The 13,875-nt window shown below is 46.4% G+C and carries 15 protein-coding genes and 1 tRNA gene; 4 read left to right on the forward strand and 12 right to left on the reverse strand.

Going from position 1 to position 13,875, the window contains the following annotated elements; translation table 11 throughout:
• Positions 1-15 precede the first annotated feature (15 nt).
• Both IS446_RS09385 and IS446_RS09390 read right to left on the reverse strand, forming a co-directional pair.
• Entirely contained in the window at positions 16-1,284 is a 1,269-nt protein-coding gene (locus IS446_RS09385; protein WP_203060111.1) for a hypothetical protein, read from the reverse strand.
• Positions 1,277-2,011: a type III pantothenate kinase gene (locus tag IS446_RS09390; protein WP_203060113.1), complete on the reverse strand. Its 735-nt coding sequence runs from the start codon at positions 2,009-2,011 to the stop codon at positions 1,277-1,279. Before IS446_RS09390 ends, IS446_RS09385 begins: the two co-directional genes overlap by 8 nt.
• 115 nt (positions 2,012-2,126) lie before the next feature.
• On the opposite strand from IS446_RS09390, the gene IS446_RS09395 reads away from it, so the two are divergent.
• Positions 2,127-2,202, forward strand: a tRNA-Phe gene (locus tag IS446_RS09395).
• Between the two features lie 115 nt (positions 2,203-2,317).
• Here the strand turns inward: IS446_RS09395 and IS446_RS09400 are convergent.
• From IS446_RS09400 to IS446_RS09440, 9 genes are all read right to left on the reverse strand, one after another.
• Complete coding sequence (locus IS446_RS09400) at positions 2,318-3,106, reverse strand: alpha/beta fold hydrolase (RefSeq protein WP_203060115.1); 789 nt, start codon at positions 3,104-3,106, stop codon at positions 2,318-2,320.
• Positions 3,107-3,260: 154 nt separating this feature from the next.
• Complete coding sequence (locus IS446_RS09405) at positions 3,261-4,325, reverse strand: DUF1214 domain-containing protein (RefSeq protein WP_203060116.1); 1,065 nt, start codon at positions 4,323-4,325, stop codon at positions 3,261-3,263.
• Between the two features lie 87 nt (positions 4,326-4,412).
• Positions 4,413-5,780, reverse strand: coding sequence for an MBL fold metallo-hydrolase RNA specificity domain-containing protein (locus tag IS446_RS09410; RefSeq protein WP_203060118.1), 1,368 nt, complete (start codon positions 5,778-5,780; stop codon positions 4,413-4,415).
• 2 nt (positions 5,781-5,782) lie between these two features.
• Positions 5,783-6,613: an ATPase gene (locus IS446_RS09415; protein ID WP_203060120.1), complete on the reverse strand. Its 831-nt coding sequence runs from the start codon at positions 6,611-6,613 to the stop codon at positions 5,783-5,785.
• A 17-nt stretch (positions 6,614-6,630) separates the two neighbouring features.
• Positions 6,631-7,035 carry a hypothetical protein gene (locus IS446_RS09420; RefSeq protein WP_203060122.1) on the reverse strand — a complete coding sequence of 135 codons (405 nt, stop codon included), beginning with the start codon at positions 7,033-7,035 and terminating at the stop codon, positions 6,631-6,633.
• Between the two features lie 19 nt (positions 7,036-7,054).
• Positions 7,055-7,900, reverse strand: a complete 846-nt coding sequence (locus IS446_RS09425) for a universal stress protein (protein WP_203060124.1) — start codon at positions 7,898-7,900, stop codon at positions 7,055-7,057.
• 9 nt (positions 7,901-7,909) lie between these two features.
• Positions 7,910-8,758, reverse strand: a complete 849-nt coding sequence (locus IS446_RS09430) for a universal stress protein (RefSeq protein ID WP_203060125.1) — start codon at positions 8,756-8,758, stop codon at positions 7,910-7,912.
• Positions 8,759-8,773: 15 nt separating this feature from the next.
• A complete protein-coding gene (locus tag IS446_RS09435; protein WP_203060127.1) occupies positions 8,774-9,610 on the reverse strand; it encodes a universal stress protein in 837 nt (278 codons plus the stop codon).
• A gap of 91 nt (positions 9,611-9,701) precedes the next feature.
• The gene (locus tag IS446_RS09440) at positions 9,702-10,088 is read right to left on the reverse strand and encodes a DUF302 domain-containing protein (protein WP_203060128.1); all 387 of its coding nucleotides are present in this window, start codon (positions 10,086-10,088) and stop codon (positions 9,702-9,704) included.
• Positions 10,089-10,263: 175 nt separating this feature from the next.
• Between IS446_RS09440 and trxA the strand changes: the two genes are divergently transcribed.
• Positions 10,264-10,563, forward strand: a complete 300-nt coding sequence (gene trxA / locus IS446_RS09445) for a thioredoxin (RefSeq protein ID WP_203060129.1) — start codon at positions 10,264-10,266, stop codon at positions 10,561-10,563.
• Positions 10,564-10,568: 5 nt separating this feature from the next.
• On the opposite strand, the gene IS446_RS09450 is transcribed toward trxA, so the two are convergent.
• A complete protein-coding gene (locus tag IS446_RS09450) occupies positions 10,569-11,405 on the reverse strand; it encodes a universal stress protein (protein ID WP_203060131.1) in 837 nt (278 codons plus the stop codon).
• Positions 11,406-11,526: 121 nt separating this feature from the next.
• Between IS446_RS09450 and IS446_RS09455 the strand changes: the two genes are divergently transcribed.
• Together IS446_RS09455 and IS446_RS09460 are read left to right on the forward strand one after the other, a co-directional pair.
• Entirely contained in the window at positions 11,527-12,612 is a 1,086-nt protein-coding gene (locus tag IS446_RS09455; protein ID WP_203060133.1) for an efflux RND transporter periplasmic adaptor subunit, read from the forward strand.
• On the forward strand, positions 12,609-13,871 hold the full coding sequence (locus tag IS446_RS09460) for an ABC transporter permease (RefSeq protein ID WP_203060135.1): 1,263 nt from the start codon (positions 12,609-12,611) through the stop codon (positions 13,869-13,871). The genes IS446_RS09455 and IS446_RS09460 overlap by 4 nt, the downstream gene beginning before the upstream one ends.
• The last annotated feature ends 4 nt before the right edge of the window (positions 13,872-13,875 follow it).

Raw genomic sequence — 13,875 nt, forward strand, 5'->3', positions numbered from 1 at the left:
TTTGGGTTTTTGTGGTTATCTAATTAAGCTTTTTATGAACCATCTGTCATTAAGTGACAAACTTATAAAAACATTTACATAATTTTCCTGAACTCCTATAGTAGAAATATCTCCTCTTTTACCATATTCCACTCCTATATTAGCATTGGAGAAATTTCCTAATGGCAATCCTACCCCAAGAGTCATGCCAAAATCTTTTAATCCGTTATCATTTACCATGAGTCCGCTCTCCTCAAAACGCACTCCGGCACGGTAAGTCATTCGTTTCCAGTAAGATGTAAGCGAGCCGTAATCCGGAATGAAAAATCCACCCACAGAAATACGATTACCATCCTGATAAGACCCCAGCGTATTGGTCGGAAAGTCGATATTGAATTCACTCCCTTTAGTAAACTCGTACTGTCCGCCTAAAAACCATTTCAGGGGCTTACCCAATCCAAGCGCAGCAGAATACGAATACGGCCTGCTCACCACAGTAGATGCGAGTCCGTTAGCTTCAAGGTCGACCTCCACTACATCCTGAGGTATATCTGCACCATTCGCATTTGCAAAGATAGTAGATATTTCCAAGAAGTTCTCTGAGGTTATTTCCGCCTCAGGAGCATAGGTAAACGCTGTTTGCAGCTCAAGGTTCTCTGAGAGTTTCCCCTGGTAGTGCAGGGCGAAGTTAAAATCCCAACCGCTAAAATTGGAACTGCTTCGCTCTCTACTTCCAAATTGCACCCCATCGACCTGATAGATCGCAGAACGGTCTATCGATCCGAAGTTGAAATTTGCGGTAGCTCCCAAACTAATATTCTTCGTTATACCCCACCCAGCAGAGAAGAACACCTTATTGGTACCTCCTGTACCGGTATAGCGGTACAATGCTGCAGGCTCTATTTCTTCATTAAAGTTTTGCAGGTTGTAATCGACAGCCGTAAAGGGCATCACTCCAAACTGCACGGCCAAACGTCTGGCCAGCGGAAACCCGAGTGTAACGTAATCAAAGTTCACCTGTCCGGCGTTCTCGCTCGAACCATCGGTCTTCAACGTAAGCGATCGGTTAGATCCACCTACAGCAAAGTTTGTCAACCTCAATTTAGAAAGGGCAGCCGGGTTCTTGATGTTCATATGAATACTGTCTGCAAAGACACTCACACCTCCCATGAGCCTGTTCTCCACCATTCCGTTAAAGCGAAGGTCTCCGATACCGAAGTAAGAAAAGGGCGAAACACTTGCATCCTGAGCAAAACCGGCAGAAACAGCCAGCATTGCTACCACAACAAAAATCTTTTTAATCATTACGCTTATTAAGTTCCAATATGTAATTAAGTCCCTCGAGCAGGAAATTAGAATGGGCAAATATGGTACTTTTTAATCTTTTTGACAAAAATAGACCATCGCCCCCTGTTAAAATAACTGTTAAAACTTTGAATTCTTTAAGATATTCTTTTATGATCCCGTCGATCTCATTAACTGTTCCGTGCACAACCCCACTGATCATTGAATTCCGGGTCGAATCCCCAATAAGCGCATCGCAGTCCCGATCCTCGATCAATGGGAGCTTTTGCGTGAAGTGATGCATCGCCTTAAAACGCATATCGATACCCGGAGAAATAGCTCCCCCCAGATAAGCTCCTTCCCGGGTGATCAAGTCATAGGTGATGCAACTCCCGGCATCGATCACCAGGCAATTTTCCCTGGGGTATTTCGAAAAGGCAGCGGTAACCAGGGCGATACGATCTACCCCCAAGGTATTAGGAGTAGCATAGCGATTGGTGAACGGAAGTACCGACTCGTGGGAAAGCTCGTGCACGGGTGCAAAAATACGCAGGGCAGCGATCTCCTTTTCACCCAAAGCACCTACCGAAGACACAATGGAACGACGAATATCGGGGTACTCTGAAAAAAAATTTTCCACTGCATCAATAAAGTCTTCCAAAGGCTTTTTGCGCAACTCTAAAAGCCGACTTCCCTTAAACACAGCTAGTTTAACCAAAGAATTTCCTACGTCAATTACCAGATTCATGAGTGAAAGTTTAAAACGTAAATTTACAAAAGCGATTTTTTTCAAGATTCCTTTTGCAAATATTAAATTTGCCTTTATATTTGCACCCGCAATCGCAGTAATACTGCAAGCAACTGGTGCCTTAGCTCAGTTGGTAGAGCAAAGGACTGAAAATCCTTGTGTCCCTGGTTCGATTCCTGGAGGCACCACCAGAAAAACCCGAACAGCAATGTTCGGGTTTTTTGTTTTATATCGTTTGGTGATACGGTTACACAGTTATTCGGTTAAACGATCGCGAGGTCATGAATTTAGAAAGACCACAAAACCTTAAGCTTCGTTCAATCGCTTTAAAAAGGCAAGACTCTCTTCATTAAATGCAGTATACCGTTGCACGTTGACCACATGTCCGCAATCGGGAACCACAAGAAGCGAAGCCAAACGGTGCTCTTGGACTACCTTCCTCACATTAGGCAAGAACAGGTGATCCTGGTCGCCCATGATATAGAATGTAGGAATGGATATATCTTTATCCCGGAAGAAGCTCAGGAGCGGATTGATCTCTGAGGTGAGCTTGAACCACCTTTTGAATTCTTTCTGATAGAGCTTTTTGGCCTCGTTCACAAAAAGAAGGCGGGATGCCTTATGTGCTTTTCGTGGCATGATAATAAAGGCGAAAAGCTTATAAAGGTACATATACGGAATAACCGATTTGAACACATTCCCAAAGCGCATCAGGACCTGAGATCTGAAATTGAGCTTAAGGATCGCGCCACCCATGATCATACTAAGTACACGTTCCGGATACTTTTCTGCCAGATTTCGAATAAGAATGGTCCCTAAAGAGATCCCCACAAAGTGGGATGACCGGATCTCAAGATGATCCAGGACCTCAATGATATCGGCAGTAATAGCGTCAAAGGTATAATTGTGGTTTAAAGCATCGCTTAGCTTGGGCTTACTGCGCCCATGCCCTCTAAGGTCAAGCACCAATACATTGTAGTGCTCCCTGAATGCACGCACCTGTTTGAACCAGATACTCGAGCTTCCGCCTGCCCCGTGAACAAAGGTTACCCAGGCATTATGCTCCTCTTTTTTATAGGTGTAATAGTTAAGCATAGCATACGAAGATAAAGATCACGGAGATAAACTACCGCAACTTTAACAGTTCCCCACCATAAATTCCAAAAAACAAAGGAACTCCGGCACTTCCTGCATAAAACGGTCACCATTTTTCTACCCGTTGTTTATGTAAAGAGAGCTGTTCCGTCGATTACTTCACTATTTCCACCTCGGGTATCTCAAATTCGCCTCCCAGCACTTCCTCACCAGGTCGGTAGATCCGGAACAGAAAATTCCACCCTTCCGGCGCATCCAAACGATTAGGCACATCCCCACAGGCTTCTGCCGATCCGAAGTAAGCGGTAAAGGTACCGTCGTCATTGAGCACCACATTATTCTGATTCAAAAGGGCGTTCTCTGTCTTAATGTACCCATCGTCGCCATACACCGTGATCGACCAGAATCCGTCGTTATCCGGTACCTTATAGGTCGCCTTATAACAGGCGTCAGGGTCGGCATCTTTTGGCTTGTAATTGAGGTAGGTTGCCGCGTCTTCAGGGAAGAGTCCCCAGGCAGCCGCAGCAGCGATATGACGGGTCTCTTCATTGACCGAACCGCGTTTTCCCATCATCCCTTCCCAACTGGCATAATTCGCACTTTCTTCATTATATTCGGCACGAAGAGAATCCAGGGAAGCCTTATCCCAGGTAAAGCCCGGAAATTCCTCTCCCGAGGCAGAGACCACAGAAAAGCGATCCTGCAGGCCGTTCACCATTTTCACTTCCTCTTCATTCCCGGCGTCCAACACCTGTATCCTGATGATCACGTACAAGAAACGGGTATTCCCCTGAATTTCATACACCCCGGGTGTATAGATGATCTCCTGAACATAGTGGTCATTATCGATCACATAGATGGAAGCGTAACGATCATCAGGCATTTCCGGGAAGGTGATCTCCAATCCATCCTTTGCATCAAACACGCCCCCGGAATACAACACATCCCGGTTCATGCGAATTACCGTCTGGTTATCGAGAGGGGTAGGCGTTCTGAAGTGAAAGAATGTATTGGTACCACCCGCATTCGTGATCATCTGGGCGTACATATTATCGGTCTCTGCCCTGATAAAATTTTCGGCCGTTACGACATTATCGCGTTCGGTGACCATCTCTTCCTTCATCCCCTTCATTTCCTCTGTCCTCTTTTCGCTCTGCTTACACCCTTGAAATCCAGCCACAAAAAGAGCGAAAATGGCCAATAAAATTCTCGACTTCATATCACATCTATTTTGTAATTCGATGCAATTTAGTGACATACAATTAGTTAGCAGGCAAGGAATATAAAAAAACACCTCTGATCCTTATCACAATGCGATTCGCTCCCCCATTTCGGGTATTGCGACCTCAACCCCGTAACGCGCGGTTATCGCTTCCCCAAGTTGGGAGGAAGCATCAGGCTCACCATGCACCAGGAATATCTTTTGAGGTGGCTTCTCAAGCTGCCCGAGCCAATCGAGCAGTTCGTCCTTTCCTGCATGGGCCGAAAGGCTGTCCAGACATTCCACCCGGGCTCTTACCGGATATTCTTTCCCAAAGAACCTGAGAGTACTTGCTCCTTCAAGGAGATCTCTGCCACGGGTGCCTTCTGCCTGAAATCCTGCAAGCAGTACAATGGTTTCAGGTTCATCGATAAGTTGCTGTAGATAGGTAAGCACCCTTCCCCCTGTGATCATACCGCTACCGGCAATGACCACTTTGGGCTGCTTGCGGTCGATGACCCGCCAGGTATCGCGATACGAATCGACTACTTCCACGTAGTTCAACATCTCTCCCAGGGTAGCAATATCCAACCGGTGCCATTCGGGGTATTTAAAGAAACTGTCTAGCACCTTGTTACTCATGGGACTGTCTATAACCACGGAAATACCGGGGATGCTATTTTTTTTATAAAGGGTCCAGAAATAGTAAAGCAACAATTGCGCCCGCTCGACTGCAAAACTCGGCACAATAAGATTCCCCCTGTTCCTGATGGCATCTGTCACGAGATCGGAGAGAATGGTTTCCACATCTTCTTCAGGATGTGACCGATCACCGTAGGTGGATTCCATGATCACAACATCGGCCTTCTGCGGCAGTTCCGGATCAAACAAGAGGTGATCATTTTTTCTACCCAGATCTCCTGAGAACACGATCGTTTTTCCGTACACCTCAAATTCCAGCCATGTTGCCCCTAAAATATGCCCTGCATAATGGTGCTGATATCGTATTCCCGGAGCAAGGTCAATAAAGACCCCTTTCGGCTGGGGCTCGAACTTTTCAAAGGTACGTTCCACATCCCTAGAATCATAGAGTGGCAGGGCGGGATCATGTTTCGAAAACCCTTCCCGATTGGCCTGATCTGCATCTTCTTCCTGGATCTTAGCACTATCTTCAAGAATGATCCTGGCGATACTAAGGGTAGGCACGGTCGCATAGATACTTCCCTGAAATCCCGATCGCACCAGGCGGGGCAGATATCCCACATGATCTAAATGACCATGGGTAAGCACCACGAGATCTATTTCGCGGGCATCGACCTCCAGCGGCTCCCAATTCTTCTCCCGCAAGGCCTTTTCCCCCTGAAAGAGTCCGCAATCTAACAACACCTTCAAGTCGGGTGTTTCCAGTAAAAACTTTGATCCGGTGACCGTTCCTGCAGCACCGAGAAAACGTATGTAACATGACTTTTCCATAACTAACAGCGACAAAGGTTTTTCATCTCTTCCACGATCCTTATCTGCCGCTTTTCAGAGACCCCGGCATGATCTAAAAAGAAGGTTTCCTTTAGCAAGGTTCTGCACAACACCACGCCCTTATCGAGTAGAAAGTTCTTTTCACGGGCTGTGAGCAAGGCAGAGACCGTAATAGGATACAATGCCAGCCGATCTATACGCTCCTTAAGACTATCGCCTTCCGGATGATCCCAGCTCAACAGATACATCCCCATACAGTTTCCGTATTTACGCGCATCCAGGGTAAACCGGGTATTGGTGGCCACCCATACGGGCTTAAGCACTTCATCTCTTTGCCAGTTTTCGGCAATATCCCGGTATCGGGACCAGATATACAGTGGGATCTTCACATTGCATTTGATACCCTGCTGTCCGTGAAACTTGCACTCCACCAGGATCACCTCCCCGTTCTTTTTAGCCTCCACGTCGACCTCGTGATGCACACATTTTCCGCTGATCATGACCCCGGTTTGCGTACTAAACCCTGAATACTCCAATACCGCTGCAACAAAACGCTCGAAGGGAAACCCGGTAGGCCCCAGTTCATAGATCGCCTTTTTGAGTTTGTATCGGGAAGCATATGCTGCACCGGATTGATGCAACATGGCATATGCCCGGTTGTAGACCTCCCGGGTCGTGATGCCCTCATAGACCTCTTCGGCCAGGGTATCGAGGATCTTTTGAATAAGTGGCTCATCGGCCCCGGTGCGACGCAGGGACGCTTTGATCTTGTCGAGAGAAAAGACCACCTTTTCTCCCGACGATTTCGTGATCAATATATGGCCCGAATCCAATATGAAATGGTTTTGTGCTAGGCGTTATAAAAATCTCTCACCAGGGCTTTCACCTGATTATCGGTCATGCTGTCGGCCTTTTCGACCCCCTTCACCTTATCGGCAAGATCCTTTTTATGATCCTTCAGGTAGCTGTTAAATTTGGCATTGGTATCGGCAGGACCAAAGATCACCAGCTGTTCGGCTTCTTTAAGCGCTTCGGCAAGGTTATCAAAATACCTTTTCATCTGGTGCTTTTCCCTTTCGGTGTATTTACTATCCTGAACCACGTCTTGTGGGCCCCACTTAGTCTTTGACCGTGACCCTCCCGTAGGATTGAACGCTTCGATCTCACTCTCGAGTACGTTCATTCGTTCTCCTGAGGCATCTGTTTCAATGATCAATGCCTTTTCCTTATCCATCCATACTCCTACATTCTTCATAATCTCAAGGTTTAATTAATTATTGATGATGCATTACAAACAGCGGTATTTTACTGTGGTAACCCAGATCCTTCAATACCGATTTTTTAAGCAGGCTCTTAAAGAAACTGTGCTTTCTGCTTATCAGGGCAAGAATATCGGTATTGGTACTCTCAATATATTCTGCAACCGCCTTATCGACCTTTTTATGGGCCAGGGTATACAGGGCGGGATCGTATTTACTCAGGTTTTCCTGCATACGATCGCGAAACTTCTTTTGTTTATCAGACAGGTGTACCTCTTCTGAAATATGGATCATGGTGATCTCTGCATCGAACCGGTCGGCCATAGCCGTAAGCACATCCAATTGGGAGTGCACGGGCAGATCGGTATAGGTAGTTGCAAGAGCAATTTTTCTGGGCACCACTGCAGGCGATCTTTCCGGTATGGCCAGGATGGGCACCTGGGTAACCACTTCCATAACACGCACTGCATTACTCCCAAAAAAAAGCTCCTTGGCACCGGTAGCTCCCTGGGTTCCCATGGCCACCAGATACACCGGCTTTTGAGCGATCAGGAAATTGATGGCATCGGGAAGAAAATCGTATCGGGATACGAGGTCATAGGTAAACCCCTCCTGCCTGTATTCCTCCTGCAGCTGTTCTCTTAACTTTTGAAGTTTCCCCATGGACATTTCGTGATACTCGTCCATAACAGCACTGTCTGCCCTTAACCCCATGGTTGCGGCAGAGGTGTACAGGTCGGCTCCAAAGGTATTGAGTAACACCCATTCTACCTGTTCTCCTGTAAAGATCTCATGACAATAACGAATGGCATGCAGGGCATTTTCCGAAAAATCTGTTGGTAATATAATACGATTCATCATACTCTAGATTTAAAGTACCTCCGGCATCACCAAAAAGGGAATGCTGGTTTTAAAAGCGATCTTTTTTACCACGGGCTCATTTAAAAGCTGATAGAGATTGCTGTGTTTATTTCTTATCATTGCCAACATATTGGCATTACGGCTCTTACTGTAGTCTTCGATGATGTCGGCAAGAAAACCATCCATGGGCATCTGTTCTTCCTCGATCCTTATCCCGTCCATCAATTCCATGAACACCTTGCGGTTGTACTCCTGGGTTTCGGTAAAAGGCTCCCCGTTATTCACATAAAGCACCACTACCCCCGAGTTGGTGAGTCGTGCCATGGCCATTAACGGCCTGAGCTCTTCAGGCTCGAAATTCCTCCTGAAGTCATTCACGAAAAGGATATTCTTTACCGGCTGAAACTCAAAATCGGCAGGCACCAACAGGATAGGACAATCCTTGAGGCGTTTGATCATATGCACCGCATTACTCCCCAGGAAGACCTCCTTGAGTCCGCTCGCCCCGGTGGTTGCCATCACCACCAGATCGGCCTGTAATTCGCGAACACTATTCAGAACACCTGTGGGTAGCCCCCTGGCCGTAATGTAGCCCTTGTAGAGATGAGGGTCATTCTCATGCCTTTGTTTCAGCTTCTTTAACAACTCCTGCATTTCTTCCCTGGCTACCGATTCGGATTTTCGATATTCCTTGGTCTCCTTGTAATGCTTTCTGAGCGACGATAATCCCGATTTACTAAGCTCATAGGAATGAACTACCATAAAATGGCAGGGGTTATCATCGAAAAGCGCCGATGCATACTCTATAGCTCCAATGGAGACCTCTGAATAATCTGTGGGTAATAAGATCTTGTTCATCTGTGTTTCTTCTATTTATTCCCGCAACACCAAGAATGGGATCTTCACTTCAAATCCGAGCGTATCCACATTTTGCCTCAACAACAGGCGTTCCAGGAAAGAATGTTTTCTATTCATCATAACCAGCAGGTCGTAAGAACCCTGATCGACCAGTTCCTTAATGGCCGTGGGCATTACCCCGTCTTTAAGGTCCTTAAAATCATAGTTGATCTTGACAAGACGTTCGTGCAGCAGATACTTGTTGTGCTCCTGCTTAGGACTCAGGTCTCTTTGGTCTTCGACGTGTACTACATCGAGGTGGGCGTCAAAATCTTTCACCAGCGTGATAAGGGGTGCTAACTTTTCAGGCTCAGGAACCACCATAAAATCACTGGGGAAGAGCACACTTTTTGGCTTTTCATATTCATAGTCTCCGGGCACCACAATAAGTGGGGTATCCACCTTTCGCATCATGAATACGGCATTGGATCCAAAAAGGATCTTTTCGGCCCCGGTGGCTCCTTTGGTACCCATAATGATCAGGTCAACATCCATCTTTTCACACAATTCTTTAACCTCATCGGTGAGCAGGTTGAACGAATAGTGCTTGTGATAGGTGTGATTCGCATTTGGGAACTCGCTAACCACCCTTTCTTCGGTTGCATCGAGACCGCTAATGGTAGCTTGGATCATGGCATCGTCTATACCGCTGTAAGCAGGACCTCCAATGGCGTAATCTACACGGTAAAAGGCCGGCACATAGGTATGAACGAAATAGAATTCGCACTGCTCATCTGCAAAGAGCTGTACGGCATAGGCAATGGCATTCCAGGCATTGTCTGAGAAATCGGTTGGCAATACGATCCTTTTCATCTTTTTATTGGTTTATGGTTTCTTTGAAGATAACACAATACACATTCAAAATCGATGATATTCGTCACTCAAATCCCTTTTGATCAGACGGTTAAAGCGAATCGATCGTAGCCCTGAGCATCCCGGCAACCTCACCGGCGATCTCTCCAAGTGCCTCATTCCTTACCGAGGCCATAGAGGCGATGGGATCTACCGCCGACACCTCCACAACGCCCCCCTCCTTTTCCTGCACGATCACATTACAGGGCAGCATGGTTCCTATCTTATCTTCATGGGTAAGGGCCTTGTAGGCGAAGGTCGGATTACAGGCTCCGAGGATCCGGTATTTAGGCATATCGGCCCCGATCTTTTTCTTCATGGTTTCCTGAATATCGATCTCGGTCAAAACGCCGAATCCCTGTTCTTTCAATGCCTGAGTAACTTTCGCAACAGCATCGTCAAAAGCGACTCCTTCAAGACTTGTACTGAAGTAATACATGAGCAAATGGGTTTAAACGATTCTTTCTTAAAGTTATGAAATTCAAAACCAACTCCTTGTATACGAAGCCATTAAACCCGTCAAAAAATCGTTAAATAACGAAACTATACACCCTTTAATACTTTTAACTGAACCGTGTATTGATTACATTTACATCACTAAAAAAGAGGGAGTTATGAAAAGTAGCTTTAGTGAGATCATAAAAGCCCCCCATCCGGTATTGGTAGACTTCTATGCCGATTGGTGCGGCCCATGTAAAATGCTGGCGCCCATTCTCAAGGAAGTAAAACAAGAGATGGGCGACAACATAAAGATCGTAAAGATCGATGTGGATAAGAACACGGAACTCGCCGCCAAATACCAGGTACGCGGAGTTCCGACCATGATCCTTTTCAAAGATGGATCGCAGGTATGGCGGCAGTCGGGCGTTTTACCTAAACAACAGCTCCTGCAGATCATTGATCAACATCGTTAATACGGTCAGATCTTAAAGGTAAGTACAGGCAATTCTGACCTGTTAGCCAGATCTTCACCGATACTTCCCATAAAGAAGTGAGAGAGTCCGCGACGGCCATGGGTAGGTATGGCAATAAGGTCGGCCCCTATCTTCTGGCTGAAATTATAGATCCCATTCTCAATGGTATATCCGCTGTAATACGTTACCTTATCCATGTTTGAAAGGTCTCCTTCATCGGCTTCAGCAATAAAATCTTTGATCCGTTCCTCCATTTCTGGAGTATTCAGGAAGTTCTGATTCGGAAGGTTTACATAAAGCAGGTGCACCTCACTTTCGAACTTTTTAAACAAATGCATCGCCTTGCGATAGGCGTGAATGTTCTCCTTGTCGAAGTCACAGGCAAAAACCACCTTGTCCATCTTGAAATCCGGACGGTCTTTTTTGATCACCAATACCGGAAAATCTGATGTTCTTACCACCTTCTCGGTATTAGATCCCACAAAGAAATCGTTCACCATTCCTGTACCGTGAGATCCCATGACCACCAGGTCTATCCCTTTTTCGTGGGCCACGTTGTTCACCTCAGAAAAGATCTTGTAATTCTGAACCATTTCTTCTACTTCAATGCCTTGCATGAAATCCATACTGCGCAGCTCATCGAACCGCCGTTTTACGAGTTTCATGTAGTAAATGGCTTCGGCGCCCTCATTGGTCTCCTCACGACCAATAATGGTCTGAGAGATCCCAAGCATATGCAAAAGGTAAAGTTTTGCGTTATACTTGTTGGCTAACTTGGCAGCTACCTTCAGCGCGTGAAGGGAATTATCGGAAAAATCGGTAGGTACTAAAATTTTTTTCATGATCAAGTTCAAATAATTGGTTTAGGACTAATTTAATCGTTATTAAGGGTTTAAGTTATGATAATTATCATTACCCACCTCCCCCTAATGCCTGTAATTTAAGGTTTTAAAGCCAATATCCATGAAATACGGTGTAGCTTTTTTCTTAATCATACTGATCATTTTCTCCTGTAAGGATCAAAATGAAGGGATACTTCCGCGATCCGGCCCGATAACCGAATCGGTATATGCAACCGTTACCATAAAACCAGACAGCCTTTACCAGGTCTATGCGGCCGTAGCCGGAATTTTGCAAGAGAACCTGGTACGGGAAGGTGATGCCGTGGCTAAAGGGCAACCCCTCTTCCAGATCGATAACAACACCCCCCTGCTGCAGGTGGAGAATGCCCGCCTTAACCTGGAACTGGCCAGAAAAAATCTTCAGGGCAAGAACAATGTGCTTCAGGAACTGAAAAATCAGATCGCTACCGCAAAACTGCAATACCACAACGATTCGCTTAATTACTTTCGCCAGAAGAACCTTTGGGAGCAAAATATAGGCAGTAAGAACGCCTACGATCAAAAAAAACTGGCCTATGAAGTAAGCAGGAATCGCCTTGCCCTGTTACAGCAGCAATACGAAAGAACCGAAAGGGAGTTGGTCACCGGGTTACAACAGGCCGAGAACAACTACCAAACCTCCAGGATCACCAAAGACGAATACACGGTGAGCTCGGTCCTTCACGGAACGGTCTACGCCGTATACAAAGAACCCGGAGAACTCATCACCCAGCAAACCGCCCTGGGGGAAGTAGGCAGTAATAAGAATTTCATAATCGAGCTTATGGTCGACGAAAAGGATATTGTCAAGGTGCAAGCAGGGCAGCAGGTGGTTATCGCTCTCGATGCCTACCAGGGGCAAACCTTTACGGCTACGGTCTATCGCATACTCCCCGAAAAGAACGAACGCAACCAAAGTTTTATGGTTGAAGCACAATTCGTAGAAACGCCTCACAAATTATATTCAGGCCTGGCGGGAGAAGCAAATATTATCACCGCCCAAAAAACCCAAGTACTCTCCATTCCCCGGTCGTACCTGGTTAACGATACCACCCTTAGAACCGAAGACGGATTGATCACCATACAAACAGGGCTTCAGAGTCTGGACCGCGTAGAGATCATATCCGGAATAGACCCTACGACCAAAGTTCTAAAACCGGGATCATGATCAACTGGAAAGTCATATTAGGCATCGCCAGGAAGCACCTGCTATCCAAACTGAAAAGTACGGTTACTGCTACCCTGGGCGTTACCTTTGGAATTATGGCCTATATCACCCTGGTGAGTTTTATGACCGGCCTCAACCAGATGCTCGACGACCTGATCCTGAATCAGACACCCCACGTTCACCTTTACAATGAGATACGTCCCAGCGATGAACAACCCATTGCCCTAAACAAAACCTTTAGTCCCGGGGAACATATTATTCACAACATCAAACCCAAATACGAAGACCGCAAGATCTACAATGGCCTACCGTTACTCAACTATCTTAAAACACTTCCGGAAGTCAAGGGAGCCACTCCCAGGCTGGGAGCACAGATCTTTTACCTCTCAGGATCTATAGAGCTTGGAGGCACCCTTACCGGGATCGACATACAGGAAGAGGTGCGCCTGTCGAGCTTTGGCGATTATATCGTATCAGGCACTCCCGATGCCCTCAAGAATACCGAGAACGGCATCCTTCTGGGGGCCGGATTGGCCAAAAAGATGTCCCTCTCACCCGGTGACCGCCTCCAGATAAGCACGGTCAAGGGAGACGTATACCCCCTGAAGGTTGTTGGGTACTACCAGAGTGGTATTGCCGATATCGATAATATCCAGAGCTATGTGAACCTGAAAACCGCCCAGCGCATTCTGGGAGAGAACAACAATTACATCACCGATATCAACGTTAAGCTCTACGACCTCGCAAAAGCCCCTGCCATGGCTGCAGATATCGAAAGGCTTTTTGATGTGGAGGCCAGAGATATTCAGGAAGCCAATGCACAATTTGAAACGGGGACTTCCATAAGAAACCTGATCACCTATGCCGTATCCATCACCCTGCTTATCGTTGCCGGCTTCGGGATCTACAATATCCTGAACATGCTCATTTACGAAAAGATGAACGACATTGCCATCTTAAAGGCCATCGGATTTACAGGGAAGGACGTACAAATGATCTTTATGAGCCAGGCAATGATCATAGGTTTCATTGGCGGGGTTAGCGGACTCCTCATCGGATGGATATTTTCTTTACTCATCGATCAGGTGCCATTCAATACCGAAGCCCTGCCCACCATAACCACCTACCCCATCAATTTTAACCCCTGGTACTATGCTATCGGGATCACCTTTGCCCTGGTATCGACCTTTGTTGCGGGATACCTGCCGGCGAAGAAGGCCAAAAAGATCGATGCCGTACAGATCATCAGAGGAAATTAAACAG

This window comes from Robertkochia sediminum, from assembly GCF_016786255.1.
Classification (GTDB): domain Bacteria; phylum Bacteroidota; class Bacteroidia; order Flavobacteriales; family Flavobacteriaceae; genus Robertkochia; species Robertkochia sediminum.

What these genes read in the sequence shown, in the direction of transcription:
- IS446_RS09385 (WP_203060111.1), bottom strand. Translation starts at nt 1,284, where the DNA reads ATGATTAAAAAGATTTTTGTTGTGGTAGCAATGCTGGCTGTTTCTGCC.
- IS446_RS09390 (WP_203060113.1), bottom strand. Translation starts at nt 2,011, where the DNA reads ATGAATCTGGTAATTGACGTAGGAAATTCTTTGGTTAAACTAGCTGTG.
- IS446_RS09400 (WP_203060115.1), bottom strand. Translation starts at nt 3,106, where the DNA reads ATGCTTAACTATTACACCTATAAAAAAGAGGAGCATAATGCCTGGGTA.
- IS446_RS09405 (WP_203060116.1), bottom strand. Translation starts at nt 4,325, where the DNA reads ATGAAGTCGAGAATTTTATTGGCCATTTTCGCTCTTTTTGTGGCTGGA.
- IS446_RS09410 (WP_203060118.1), bottom strand. Translation starts at nt 5,780, where the DNA reads ATGGAAAAGTCATGTTACATACGTTTTCTCGGTGCTGCAGGAACGGTC.
- IS446_RS09420 (WP_203060122.1), bottom strand. Translation starts at nt 7,035, where the DNA reads ATGAAGAATGTAGGAGTATGGATGGATAAGGAAAAGGCATTGATCATT.
- IS446_RS09425 (WP_203060124.1), bottom strand. Translation starts at nt 7,900, where the DNA reads ATGATGAATCGTATTATATTACCAACAGATTTTTCGGAAAATGCCCTG.
- IS446_RS09430 (WP_203060125.1), bottom strand. Translation starts at nt 8,758, where the DNA reads ATGAACAAGATCTTATTACCCACAGATTATTCAGAGGTCTCCATTGGA.
- IS446_RS09435 (WP_203060127.1), bottom strand. Translation starts at nt 9,610, where the DNA reads ATGAAAAGGATCGTATTGCCAACCGATTTCTCAGACAATGCCTGGAAT.
- IS446_RS09440 (WP_203060128.1), bottom strand. Translation starts at nt 10,088, where the DNA reads ATGTATTACTTCAGTACAAGTCTTGAAGGAGTCGCTTTTGACGATGCT.
- trxA (WP_203060129.1), top strand. Translation starts at nt 10,264, where the DNA reads ATGAAAAGTAGCTTTAGTGAGATCATAAAAGCCCCCCATCCGGTATTG.
- IS446_RS09450 (WP_203060131.1), bottom strand. Translation starts at nt 11,405, where the DNA reads ATGAAAAAAATTTTAGTACCTACCGATTTTTCCGATAATTCCCTTCAC.
- IS446_RS09455 (WP_203060133.1), top strand. Translation starts at nt 11,527, where the DNA reads ATGAAATACGGTGTAGCTTTTTTCTTAATCATACTGATCATTTTCTCC.
- IS446_RS09460 (WP_203060135.1), top strand. Translation starts at nt 12,609, where the DNA reads ATGATCAACTGGAAAGTCATATTAGGCATCGCCAGGAAGCACCTGCTA.